The following is an 11,376-nucleotide window of genomic DNA, read 5'->3' on the forward strand; positions in this document are numbered from 1 at the left end:
CCGGGCTGCATTCCTTTGCTGCGCGTGGGAACGATCTATGAGCATCTCTTAGCGACTTTGCGCTTGCTCCACCAACCACCCCATCAACTCGCGCAACTTCGGCGAAGGTTCCGGTTTCTCGGGGAACACCAGGTAATACGCCAACCCGGTTTTCACCTTCAAATCAAAGGGCATGACCAGCCGCCCGGCACTCAAGTCATCGCCAATCAACGACCAATCACCAATCGCCACGCCCGTCCCCTGGGACGCCATCGACATCGCCAGGTCCAGGGTTTCGAAATGCTGGCCCTTGCCGACATTGCTCAGATGAATATCCGCCGCTTTCAGCCAGGCTTTCCAGTCCCGCTCATCCCGGGTTGGATGCAGCAACAGGTGCTGTTGCAGATCGGCCGGGGTCTGCAAGGCTAACGGCCCTTCAAGCATCGGCCGGGAACACACGGGGGTCAGTTGCTCATCGAACAAATGATGAGAAACCAGTGAATTGTCCGGCGGCGCGCCATACATCACCGCCGCATCGAATTGCTCGCGATGAAAGTCCACGCCGTGTTTCACCGTGGTGGTCAACTCCACCGGCACATCCGGGCGTTCCTTTTGCCACTGCAACAGGCGCGGCAACAGCCAGCGCATCACGCAGGTCGGTGCCTTGAGTTGCAGGGTTTCGCGCTTCTCGCCGATCTGTTCAACCGCCTCGTCGATCAGGCCGAAAATCTGCTGCACCCGTGGCAGCCATTCCCGTCCTTCGGCGGTCAAGCTCAAGCCCCGCGCCTGACGAATGAACAGCTCATACCCCAGATGATCTTCCAGCCCGGCGATCTGCCGGCTCACCGCACCTTGGGTGATGTGCAGTTGTTCGGCGGCCCGGGTGAAGTTGCAGCACTGCGCGGTGATCAGAAAAGTGTGCAGCGCCGGCAGGGGAGGCAATCGTTTCATTGGGATCCAAGGTATGACGTGAGGACATGGCTAGTATGACTTTTTATCCATTGTTGCGGCGACGTGTCGCCCGTTCCAATGAGGCCATCCCTGGACCTGCCAACCCATCATAAACACAGCGCAGGCCCGGCGTCTCAAACGAACAAAAAGGGCAAACACATGGCGACGTGCGGCGAAGTATTGGTCAAGTTACTCGAAGATTACGGGGTCGAGCAGGTGTTCGGCATTCCCGGGGTGCATACCGTGGAGCTGTATCGCGGGCTGGCCCGTTCGAGCATCAACCACGTCACTCCACGCCACGAACAGGGCGCCGGCTTCATGGCCGACGGTTATGCGCGCACCAGCGGCAAACCGGGTGTGTGCTTCATCATCACCGGCCCCGGCATGACCAACATCACCACCGCCATGGGCCAGGCTTACGCTGACTCGATCCCGATGCTGGTGATCTCCAGCGTGCAATCGCGCAGCCAATTGGGCGGCGGGCGCGGCAAGCTGCATGAGCTGCCGAACCAGAGTGCACTGGTCGGCGGCGTGGCAGCGTTCTCCCACACCTTGATGTCGGCGGCTGAATTGCCGGGCGTGTTGGCCCGCGCCTTCGCCCTGTTCCAGGCTGGACGTCCGCGTCCGGTGCACATCGAAATCCCGTTGGACGTGCTGGTGGAAGAAGCCGATGAGTTGCTCGCCAGCGTGCCGGTGAACATCGATCGAGCCGGTGCCTCGCCAAGCGCGATCAGCCGCATGACCGAACTGCTTGCCGGTGCAAAATGCCCGTTGATTCTCGCCGGTGGCGGCGCCATCGATGCGGCGGCCGAGCTGACTGAGCTGGCCGAACTGCTGGATGCGCCAGTGGCTCTGACCATCAATGCCAAGGGCATGCTCGAATCCAGCCATCCATTGCTGATCGGTTCGACCCAAAGTCTGGTGGCAACCCGTGCACTGGTGGCCGAGGCCGACGTGGTACTGGCCATCGGCACCGAACTGGCCGAAACCGATTACGACGTCACCTTCGCGGGTGGTTTCGAAATCCCTGGCGTGCTGCTGCGCGTGGACATCGACCCCGACCAGACCGTGCGCAATTACCCGCCGAAGGTCGCGTTGGTGGCTGACTCGCGCCACGCCGCTCAGGCCTTGCTGAGTGCGCTATCCCACAAGTCGCTGGCCGAGCGTCGCAACGATTGGGGGCAAGTGCGTGCCGCGCGTTTGCGCGATGAACTGGCCGCGACCTGGGACGCCCCGACGCTGGCTCAGACCCGCTTCCTGGAAACCGTGCTGTACGAATTGCCGAACGCGGTGTTCGTTGGCGATTCGACCCAACCGGTGTACACCGGCAACCTGACCTTCAACCCGGAACGCCCGCGTCGCTGGTTCAACTCGTCCACCGGTTACGGCACCCTCGGTTACGCCTTGCCGGCGGCGATTGGCGCCTGGCTCGGTGGTAGCGTCGAAGGCGGTGCGCGCCCTCCGGTGGTGTGCCTGATCGGCGACGGCGGTCTGCAATTCACCTTGCCGGAACTGGCCAGCGCGGTGGAAGCACGCACCCCGGTGATCGTATTGCTGTGGAATAACCAGGGCTACGAAGAGATCAAGAAATACATGGTCAACCGTGCCATCGAGCCGGTGGGCGTGGACATCTACACCCCCGATTTCATCGGTGTGGCCAAGGCGCTGGGCTGCGCGGCCGAGGCGGTCAGCGGTGTCGAAGAACTGCGCAGCGCGCTGCGTCTCGCCACCGATCGCCAGGGCCCGACCCTGATTGAAATCGATCAGACCCAGTGGATGAAGGCGGTGTCGAAATGAGTTCTTCTGCGACGTTCCCGACCACGCTTGACGGCCTGTACATCGATGGCCAATGGTCGGCCGGCAACGAACATCTGCGCGTAATCAACCCGGCAACCGAAGCCCTGTTGACCACTGTTAACGGCGGCGATGCACACGCTGTCGATCAGGCCGTCACCGCGGCGGCCAATGCTTTCAAGGAGTGGTCGAAAACCACCGGCGCCGAGCGCGGCGCGATCCTGCGCAGAATCGCCGCTGGCGTGCAGGCCGGTCGCGAACAGTTGATGAAGTTGCAGTCGAGCAACAACGGCAAACCGCTGTTTGAAGCGGCCATTGATGTCGACGATGTAATCGCCACGTTCGAGTATTACGCCGATCTGGCCGAAGGCCTGGACGCGAAACAAGACAGCGCCGTGGCGTTGCCGAGCGATGATTTCAGCGCCCGTTTGCGCCGCGAGCCTTGCGGTGTGGTGGGGCTGATCGTGCCGTGGAACTTCCCGATGGTCACCACCGCCTGGAAACTCGCCCCGGCCCTGGCCGCCGGTTGCTGCGTGGTGCTCAAACCGTCTGAAGTGACGCCGCTGCCGGAGCTGGAACTGGCAACGATCATTGCCGAGGCCGGTCTGCCAAACGGTGTGTTCAACCTAGTCTGCGGCACTGGTCTTGCTGTTGGCGCACCGCTGTCGGCTGACCCGCGCATCGCCAAGATTTCCTTCACCGGCAGCAACGCAGTGGGCGTGCAGGTGATGCAGCGGGCGGCGGAAACCGTGAAAGGCGTGAGCCTGGAACTGGGCGGTAAATCCTCGCTGCTGGTGCTCAAAGACGCAGACGTAGAACTGGCCGTGGAAGTGGCCTGTGGCGGCGGTTTCTTCAACGCCGGGCAGATGTGTTCCGCCACCAGCCGCGTGCTGGTCGCCGATGAGCTGGCGGATAAATTTGTAGCGCGATTGAAGGCACGTGCCGAAACCATTCGCGTGGCCGACCCGTTCGATCCGAATGTGGAAATGGGCGCACTGGTCAATCAGGCGCAATACCAGCGAGTGCTGGGGCACATCGATCTCGGTTTGAGCGCTGGCGCGAAACTGATCTGCGGCGGTAATCGCCCGGCAGATCTGCCGCGCGGCTATTTTTTGCAGCCGACCATTTTCATCGACGTGCCCTCAGGCAGTGCGTTGTGGTGCGAAGAGATTTTCGGCCCGGTGATCTGCGTGCGCAGTTTCACCTCTGAAGCCGAGGCGATCGCCCTGGCCAACGACAGTCAGTTCGGTCTGGTGGCCAGCGTGGTCACCCGCGACAGCGAAGCGGCGGATCGGGTCGCCAATGCTTTGCAGGCGGGGCTTGTGTGGATCAACGCGCCGCAAGTGATCTTCCCGCAGACCGCCTGGGGTGGCTACAAACAGAGCAGCATCGGCCGCGAATTGGGGCCGTGGGGCTTGCAGGCTTTCCAGGAAATCAAACACGTGATTCGGGCCATCTGACAGCACGAAAAAGGTGAGCGCATGCCTCTTGATGAGGCATGCGCCAGCGTCATGGCTTCAATGAGTTTTTATCGATAGTCAGGTGTTTTGCACGACCTCAGGATGAACCCGCCAGCTCAGCTAACCCCCCGTAAATACGGGGCCTGATGCAGATCTGGCCGCGCGGATGCAACGGTTGCGACCAACCTCATACTTAAAAAAACAAAGGGAGTCCTTCATGGGCGAGCATGATCTGAACAGACGTCAATTCATCAAAACCGTGGGCGTAGCTTCGGTTGCAGCGGCGGCCATGAGCATGCCGTTCATCCGGGCCAATGCCAGCGATACACGCTTTGCGGGCAAGACCCTGCGCTTGCTGACCTGGTCCGATGACACGGGCCTTGCGGCGCTGCGCAATATCGCGGCCACCTTCGAAGACAAATACGGCTGCAAGGTCATCGCTGACCGCACCGGCAGCACTTCGGAAATGGTCGCCAAGCTGAAAGCCGGCGGTGATCGCCCGCAGTACGACATCATCACCCTGGCAGGCGTCGGCGCCGAAGGTCTGGCCGCCGCCAACCTGCTGGAAAAACCCGACCTCAACCGCATTCCCAACCTGGTCGACGTGCCGGAGAAATACCGCACCGGCGCCAACGGTCATGGCATCGGTTACCTGTTGTGGTGCAACAGCCTGGTCTACAGCACCCGCACCCAGAAAGAAGCCCCGGCCAGCTACGCCGCCCTGTGGGACGCGGACCTGGCACCGAACATCTTCCTGCCACCGCCAAACTGGACCGAGGCCATGGACCTGATCATCATCGCCGCCAAACTGGCCGGTGGTGACGAACACAACATCGAGCCGGGTTTCAAGAAACTCGCCGAGCTCAAGGACCGTGTAGTGACGTTGGGCGAAAACCCGAACCAGATCGCCGAACTGTTCCGCACCGGTTCCCTGGACATGGGCGGCCTGTACGCGCCAGCGTTCTTCCCGAAACAGATTCGCGATCCGGCCTACGGCCTGGGCGCCACGTTTGGCATGAAGGAAGGTTTCTACACCGATTTGATGCTGTCGGTGATGCCGAAAAATCGTCCGGGCGACACCGACATGGCGTACGCCTTCATCAACCACTCTCTGGACCCGCTGGTGCAGGGCAAGATGGCCGAAGACATCTACAACGGTCCGGTCAACGCCAAGGCGATCATCTCCGCCGATGCGCGCAAGAGCCCGTACATCCTCACGCCGGAGCAGATTGCCGAGAAGGCGATCATGCACGACAACGCCTTCCTGGCCACCGTGCATGACCAATGGATTCGTCGTTACACGGAAATCTTTTCTTCCTGATCGAGTGGCGAACACGGGTCTTTAGAACACTGCAAAACACTGTGGGAGCGGGCTTGCCCGCGATGACGGCCCCCCTGTCGATACTGATGTGACTGACAGATTGCTATCGCGGGCAAGCCCGCTCCCACAGGGTTCACGGTGGTTTTGAAGGTTGTGTTCGCTCAGCTGCTTTCCATTGGCGAGACCCTTGCTATGGAACACCAACCTCTGACCCATCCGGTAAGCGCGGCACCCACGCGCATCACTCGGGGTGTCTCACCGACAGCGCGCGCCTGGCTTTTTCTCACGCCGTCGATGCTGTTTCTCGGCGTGCTGATTGCCGCGAGCCTCTTGGTGCTGCGTATGAGCGTCGGCACCAAAGGCGCGGAATGGACCGGGTTCAACCTGGCCAGTTACGCGCAATTGCTGGAGCCCTATTACCTCAAATCGTTGCTGCTGACATTGCGCCTGGCGCTGATTAGCGCGGTGATCGCGGTGCTGCTGGCGATCCCGGTGGCCTACACCATGTCGCGGCTGACCTCACCGTTTGTGCGGCGGATTTTCCTTGCGGCGGTGCTGCTGCCATTGCTGGTCAACCTGTTGCTGCAAAGCTACGGCTGGCTGGTGATTCTCGGCCCCGGCGGGATGCTCAATCAGGCGCTGATGGGCCTGGGCCTGATCAAGCGGCCGATCATGCTGCTCTACAACCAGAACGGCGTGTTGATGGGCCTGGTGCAAACCGCGTTCCCGTTGGCCGTGCTGCCGATCGCCAGCGCCATGCGCGGCGTTGCCCGCACTTATGAAGAAGCCGCCGCCACCCTTGGCGCCAGTCGCTTGCAGGTGTTTCGCCAGGTGGTGTTGCCGATGAGTTTGCCGGGGATCATCACCGGCGCGACGCTGGTGTTCGCCTACAACGCCAGCAGCTTCGTGGTGCCGTTGCTGCTCGGTGGTCGGCGCGTGCCGATGCTGGCGGTGATGGTCCATGACCAGATTGCCCCGCTGATGAACTGGCCCGCCGCGTCCGCCGCCGGTGTGGTGCTGATCGTCACCACACTCGCGATCATGACCTTGTCCGAATACATCACTGGCCGTCGTCGGCGCATGCTGGAGGCTTCGCAATGAGCTCTGTGATCAAGAAGCGTCACTCGCTGTTGCCGGGCGATACCGGCAAGTTTGCCGGCATCCTCTCGGGCTTCATTTTGCTGCTGGCGGTGCTGCCGATCCTGACCATGATCGTCATGTCGTTCAGCGGCGCGTCGAACCTCGACTTCCCGCCCAGCAGCTACAGCCTGCAATGGTACAAGGCCGCCTGGCACACCTTCGTGTCGCCGGATGCCAGCGACGTGCTGAGCCTGGGCAAAGCCATGAGCACCAGTTTGCTGGTGGCCTGCCTGACCATGGTTTTCGCCACGATCATCGCAGTGCCGGCGGCCTATGCCCTGACCCGTTGTGAGTTCCGCGGTAAAGCAGTGGCGCTGCAATTGATGTCGCTGCCACTGGTGTTTCCGATGGTGGTGTTGGGGCTGGCCTTGCTGCTGGTGTTCGACAGCCTGCCGTTCCAGATCACCACCTCGCGGCTGGTGATTGCCCACGTGATTCTGGCGCTGCCGTTCGTGGTGAAGAACTGCACGGCAGCGATGCTTTCCATCGGCAGCGAAGTCGAAGAGGCCGCGCAAATGCTCGGTGCCTCGCCGCTGCGGGCGATTGTCGATGTGGTGGTGCCGTTGATGAAGTCGGGGATTCTGGCGGGGATGCTGCTGGCGTTCATCGTCTCGTTCAACGAATTCACCGTGACCTATTTTCTCTACACCATCGACGTCATGACCGTGCCGATCTGGATGTACAGCCGCACCGTGTCTTCGCTCGACCCAACCGTATTTTCGTTTGCCGTGCTGATCGTGCTGATCGACTTCGTGCTCATTTGGGCGCTGGAAAAGTTGGTTGGCGAAGGCGGCGTTTCGTTCTGATTTCTTGAGGTGATTCAAATGACTGGTCTGATTCTGGAAAACGTCGAGAAACACTACGGCTCGGCCTGCGCGGTAAAGGATGTGAACCTGCACTTGCCCGAGGGCAAGCTGGTGTGTTTCCTCGGCCCCTCGGGCTGCGGTAAAACCACCTTGCTGCGGATGATCGCCGGGCTCGAAACCCTGACCGGCGGCGAGATTCGCCTGGACGGTGAAGACATCGGCCATACGCCGGCGCATCAGCGCAATTTCGGCATGGTGTTTCAATCGCTGGCGCTGTTTCCGCACATGACGGTGGGGGAGAACATTGCTTATCCGCTGAAACTGCGCGGGGTCAGCAAGGTCGATCAGCAGGCGCGGGTGGTGGAGTTGCTGGAGCTGATTCAACTGCAGGAAATGATTGATCGCCCGGTGGCAAAACTCTCCGGCGGTCAGCGTCAGCGGGTGGCGATTGCCCGTGCGATTGCCTCGCACCCGAAAATCCTGTTGCTCGACGAACCGTTGTCGGCGCTGGACGCCAAGCTGCGTGAGTCGATGCAGGTGGAAATCCGTCAGCTGCAACAGCGTTTGAACATCACCACCATTATGGTCACCCACGACCAGCGCGAAGCCATGACCATGGCCGACATCGTGGTGGTGCTGGGTGAGCATCGGGTGCAGCAGGTGGGCACGCCGATCGAAATCTATCGGCATCCGGCCAATGAATTCGTCGCGGATTTTATCGGTTCGGGGAATATCTTTCCGGCCACGGCGCTGGGCAACGGCAAGGTCAGCTTGCCCGGTGGCGATGCGCTGCAAGTGCCAATCTGTAGCAGCATTGTGGTGGGGGAGAAGGTGAAAATGCTGATTCGCCCTGAGGATCTGCAACTGTCGCAGCCCCAAGCCACGGCGGGGAATCGCTTGCTGGGCAAGGTGACGTTTGTGCGGGATATCGGTGCGACGATTGAAACCACCGTCGAGTGTTCAGGGGTGTCGTTTACCGCGTTGAGCACGCCGTGTCAGGGGATTGGGCTGAGCATTGGCAATCCGGTGTCGGTGACGTTGCCGGCTGAGGCGTGCCGAGTGTTGAGCGCCTGACGTTAGTGGAGGGTTGCTCTTGCTGGCCCCATCGCGGGCAAGCCCACACAGGGTTCCGTGTACACCGGTCCTTGTGGGAGCGGGCTTGCCCGCGATAAGGCCATCAGCCACACAACAAATGTCGGATCAAACCGACAACCGCAACCGCGCCAAATCCCGCAGCGGTGGCGCGCCGAACAATCGGCTGTACTCACGGCTGAATTGCGAAGGGCTTTCATAGCCCACCCGATAACCCGCCGCCGAAGCTTCCAGCCCTTCGGCCAACATCAACCGTCGCGCTTCTTGCAGGCGCAGCTGTTTCTGATATTGCAGCGGACTCATCGCCGTCATCGCTTTGAACCGGTGGTGCAGCGTCGACACGCTCAGGTTCACTTCCCGTGCCAGATCATCGATGCGCAGCGGTTGTTCAAAGTTGCCGTTGAGCCATTTGATCGCCTGGCTGATGCGATGGCTCTGGCTGTTGGCGATAGCAATCTCATACAGCCGATGACCCTGTTGACTGCGCAATAACCGATACAGAATCTCCCGACGAATCAGCGGCGCCAGCATGGCGATGTCTTTGGGGGTGTCGAGCAAACGTGCCAGACGCAACACGGCGTCGAGCATGGCCGCGTCGATCCGCTCGACATACAGGCCGCGACCGGTGGGCCGCGTGGGTACGCCGATGGGCCCCGCGTCGGCAATCAGCGCGGTGATTTCCGCCGGGTCGATGTCCAGCCGCACCGCGAGGATCGGTTCCTCGGGCGAGACATTCACCACCCGACCGCTCAAGGGCATCGAGACCGATACCACCAGGTAATTCAGCGGGTCGTAATTGAAGTATTCGTCCGCCAGCCGAACCTCCTTGCGTCCCTGGGCCATGATGCACAGGGCCGGTTGGGCTAGCCCCGGGGCGAAATCATGGGATTTACTGTGACGCGACATGAACAGCGAGCCGACGGCGGTGGCGTAGGAGCCATCGTCCAGCGTGTTGCGGCGGATGAGGTCGGCCAGTTCCGCGCGCTGTTTTTCCATGTCGGCGGGAAGCGGAGCCTGAAAGTGATCGAGCGACGACATGCAGGGAATCCTCCGTGAAGTGTTGGTCATGGGCTGAGCTTAAATTTGTGCAAGGGACAGCGGTAGACACATCCTGCCAAAAGCTTGCCTGATTCTGCATGGGCTTCGTGTGCCGCCCGGTCATGACGTGACGCAGATGGGCAGCGCCTACACAAAACGCGTGTGACAGTGATGTGACGGGTTTTACCGGTTGTTACAGGTGTTGAGCCAAGTCTCGCAGGATTGTGCAATGCGTCGGCAGAAATCGACTAACGATGACCATGGCACGCCGCCTAATCTTGGATCCTGTCGCAGCCCGTCCCCGGCTGCCACTGAATGACCTGGGAGGGTTGAACATGTCTACGCAAATCCCCGTCAGTCATATGGCCTTCGTCCGCGCCCGCGCCGGGCGTTCGGCAGAACTCGGTGTGCGCTTGAGCGCCCTGATCGAGCCGTCGCGCAACGCACCGGGTTGCTTGAGCTTCGCCCTGCAGCACTCACAATGCGATTCCGAACTGTGGCTGGTGTCCGGTTTCTGGGCCAACCAGCAGGCCATGACCGCTTACTTCGGCAGCCCGGCGATGCAGATTTTTGCCGAATTGGTGCAGGAGCTGGTGGTCAACAGCCTGGATTTCCACACCTTCAAGGATGTCTCGGCGGCCCAGGCCCTTGGCCAGTCCCCGGTAGAGGTACACAAACTGGCCGGTTGAGGGTTTAATGGCGCAATTCTCCATCAGCCAGGATCCGCGACATGGCACGCAAAGCCTTTGAACATTTCGAAGCCGTTTCAGCCGTAGTACCGGGCGAGGGCGGTTACCACGCCGCGATTGCCGTCAAAGCCCTCGGCGGTTCCGGTGCCCCGGTTTTTCACAAAGTGCTGGAAGGCCAGACCTTCAAGACCGCTCATGAAGCCGACGAGGCCGCGGCCAAAGAATTGACCCGCCTCCAGGACGTCAAAGAAAACGCCGACCTGCTCTGGTAATCACTTGACCGCCCCCGGGCGGAACATCTTGAACAGTGCCTCTGGCCCCAGCTGAAAATAATCCGCCGGCCCGCCGCCGCGCAGAATCGGTTCTGCCGCGGCGGTGTCGTACACCCCATCTTTCAACAGCCATTTGGCGATGTGCACGGCGACCACTTCGCCGAGAATCAGCCAGCTCGGCACCACTTCCTTGTTGGCACGCTGCAACTGAATGATCTGCGTGACCTTGCACTCGAAGGACACCGGGCTTTCGGCAACCCGTGGCACCTGAATGATTTTCGACGCGGCGGTGGCCAGCCCGGACAGTTCGAACTCGTTGACCTCAGGCCCGACCATGGCGCAGCTCTGGTTCATCTGCTCGGCCAGCGGACGCGTCGCCAGGTTCCAGGCGAACTCGCCGGTCTGCTCGATGTTGTTCAGGCTGTCTTTGCGCCCGACGCTGGAAAAACCAATGATCGGCGGGATGTAGTTGAAGGCGTTGAAAAAGCTGTACGGCGCCAGGTTCAGGCGACCGTTGGCGTCCTGCGAAGAGATCCAGCCGATGGGGCGCGGGCCGACGATGGCGTTGAACGGGTCATGCGGCAGGCCGTGGCCGTTGGCGGGTTCGTAGAAATGGATGTCGTCGGTCATGGACGGGGTTCCTGAGGCTTTGTTTCGGGATCGATCATAGTGCAAGGACGAGCGGGTTATTTCCAGCGATGAGATCTAATGTGGGCTTGCCCGCGATAGCGGTTTAACAGTCAACACAGATGTTGAATGTTACGGCCTCATCGCGAGCAAGCCCGCTCCCACATTCGACCGCATTCTTCTGAAAGAACTCGGTCAACCTGTGGG

The 11,376-nt window shown here is 60.9% G+C and carries 11 protein-coding genes; 8 read left to right on the forward strand and 3 right to left on the reverse strand.

Annotated elements, in window-relative coordinates:
* Positions 1-48: 48 nt before the first annotated feature.
* Positions 49-930: a LysR substrate-binding domain-containing protein gene (locus LOY38_RS06800; protein ID WP_258699352.1), complete on the reverse strand. Its 882-nt coding sequence runs from the start codon at positions 928-930 to the stop codon at positions 49-51.
* Positions 931-1,089: 159 nt separating this feature from the next.
* On the opposite strand from LOY38_RS06800, the gene LOY38_RS06805 reads away from it, so the two are divergent.
* The 6 genes from LOY38_RS06805 (at position 1,090) to LOY38_RS06830 (ending at position 8,525) form a co-directional block, all read left to right on the forward strand.
* Positions 1,090-2,727, forward strand: a complete 1,638-nt coding sequence (locus LOY38_RS06805; protein ID WP_258699353.1) for a 5-guanidino-2-oxopentanoate decarboxylase — start codon at positions 1,090-1,092, stop codon at positions 2,725-2,727.
* Entirely contained in the window at positions 2,724-4,184 is a 1,461-nt protein-coding gene (locus tag LOY38_RS06810) for an aldehyde dehydrogenase family protein (RefSeq protein ID WP_258699354.1), read from the forward strand. The genes LOY38_RS06805 and LOY38_RS06810 overlap by 4 nt, the downstream gene beginning before the upstream one ends.
* Before the next feature lie 217 nt (positions 4,185-4,401).
* Positions 4,402-5,505, forward strand: coding sequence for an extracellular solute-binding protein (locus tag LOY38_RS06815; protein ID WP_258699355.1), 1,104 nt, complete (start codon positions 4,402-4,404; stop codon positions 5,503-5,505).
* A gap of 192 nt (positions 5,506-5,697) precedes the next feature.
* Complete coding sequence (locus tag LOY38_RS06820) at positions 5,698-6,606, forward strand: ABC transporter permease (protein ID WP_258699356.1); 909 nt, start codon at positions 5,698-5,700, stop codon at positions 6,604-6,606.
* Positions 6,603-7,451: an ABC transporter permease gene (locus tag LOY38_RS06825; protein ID WP_258699357.1), complete on the forward strand. Its 849-nt coding sequence runs from the start codon at positions 6,603-6,605 to the stop codon at positions 7,449-7,451. The genes LOY38_RS06820 and LOY38_RS06825 overlap by 4 nt, the downstream gene beginning before the upstream one ends.
* 18 nt (positions 7,452-7,469) lie before the next feature.
* The gene (locus LOY38_RS06830) at positions 7,470-8,525 is read left to right on the forward strand and encodes an ABC transporter ATP-binding protein (RefSeq protein ID WP_258699358.1); all 1,056 of its coding nucleotides are present in this window, start codon (positions 7,470-7,472) and stop codon (positions 8,523-8,525) included.
* Positions 8,526-8,651: 126 nt separating this feature from the next.
* Here the strand turns inward: LOY38_RS06830 and LOY38_RS06835 are convergent, their stop codons facing one another.
* Entirely contained in the window at positions 8,652-9,581 is a 930-nt protein-coding gene (locus LOY38_RS06835) for an AraC family transcriptional regulator (protein WP_258699359.1), read from the reverse strand.
* A gap of 335 nt (positions 9,582-9,916) precedes the next feature.
* Between LOY38_RS06835 and LOY38_RS06840 the strand changes: the two genes are divergently transcribed.
* Positions 9,917-10,270 carry an antibiotic biosynthesis monooxygenase family protein gene (locus LOY38_RS06840; RefSeq protein ID WP_258699360.1) on the forward strand — a complete coding sequence of 118 codons (354 nt, stop codon included), beginning with the start codon at positions 9,917-9,919 and terminating at the stop codon, positions 10,268-10,270.
* Positions 10,271-10,311: 41 nt separating this feature from the next.
* Positions 10,312-10,542, forward strand: coding sequence for a hypothetical protein (locus LOY38_RS06845; protein ID WP_258699361.1), 231 nt, complete (start codon positions 10,312-10,314; stop codon positions 10,540-10,542).
* Here the strand turns inward: LOY38_RS06845 and LOY38_RS06850 are convergent, their stop codons facing one another.
* Positions 10,543-11,172 carry a flavin reductase family protein gene (locus tag LOY38_RS06850; RefSeq protein ID WP_258699362.1) on the reverse strand — a complete coding sequence of 210 codons (630 nt, stop codon included), beginning with the start codon at positions 11,170-11,172 and terminating at the stop codon, positions 10,543-10,545.
* Positions 11,173-11,376: the final 204 nt, after the last annotated feature.

This window comes from Pseudomonas sp. B21-015 (assembly GCF_024749285.1).
Lineage (GTDB): Bacteria > Pseudomonadota > Gammaproteobacteria > Pseudomonadales > Pseudomonadaceae > Aquipseudomonas.

What these genes read in the sequence shown, in the direction of transcription:
- LOY38_RS06800 (WP_258699352.1), bottom strand. Translation starts at nt 930, where the DNA reads ATGAAACGATTGCCTCCCCTGCCGGCGCTGCACACTTTTCTGATCACC.
- LOY38_RS06805 (WP_258699353.1), top strand. Translation starts at nt 1,090, where the DNA reads ATGGCGACGTGCGGCGAAGTATTGGTCAAGTTACTCGAAGATTACGGG.
- LOY38_RS06810 (WP_258699354.1), top strand. Translation starts at nt 2,724, where the DNA reads ATGAGTTCTTCTGCGACGTTCCCGACCACGCTTGACGGCCTGTACATC.
- LOY38_RS06815 (WP_258699355.1), top strand. Translation starts at nt 4,402, where the DNA reads ATGGGCGAGCATGATCTGAACAGACGTCAATTCATCAAAACCGTGGGC.
- LOY38_RS06820 (WP_258699356.1), top strand. Translation starts at nt 5,698, where the DNA reads ATGGAACACCAACCTCTGACCCATCCGGTAAGCGCGGCACCCACGCGC.
- LOY38_RS06825 (WP_258699357.1), top strand. Translation starts at nt 6,603, where the DNA reads ATGAGCTCTGTGATCAAGAAGCGTCACTCGCTGTTGCCGGGCGATACC.
- LOY38_RS06830 (WP_258699358.1), top strand. Translation starts at nt 7,470, where the DNA reads ATGACTGGTCTGATTCTGGAAAACGTCGAGAAACACTACGGCTCGGCC.
- LOY38_RS06835 (WP_258699359.1), bottom strand. Translation starts at nt 9,581, where the DNA reads ATGTCGTCGCTCGATCACTTTCAGGCTCCGCTTCCCGCCGACATGGAA.
- LOY38_RS06840 (WP_258699360.1), top strand. Translation starts at nt 9,917, where the DNA reads ATGTCTACGCAAATCCCCGTCAGTCATATGGCCTTCGTCCGCGCCCGC.
- LOY38_RS06845 (WP_258699361.1), top strand. Translation starts at nt 10,312, where the DNA reads ATGGCACGCAAAGCCTTTGAACATTTCGAAGCCGTTTCAGCCGTAGTA.
- LOY38_RS06850 (WP_258699362.1), bottom strand. Translation starts at nt 11,172, where the DNA reads ATGACCGACGACATCCATTTCTACGAACCCGCCAACGGCCACGGCCTG.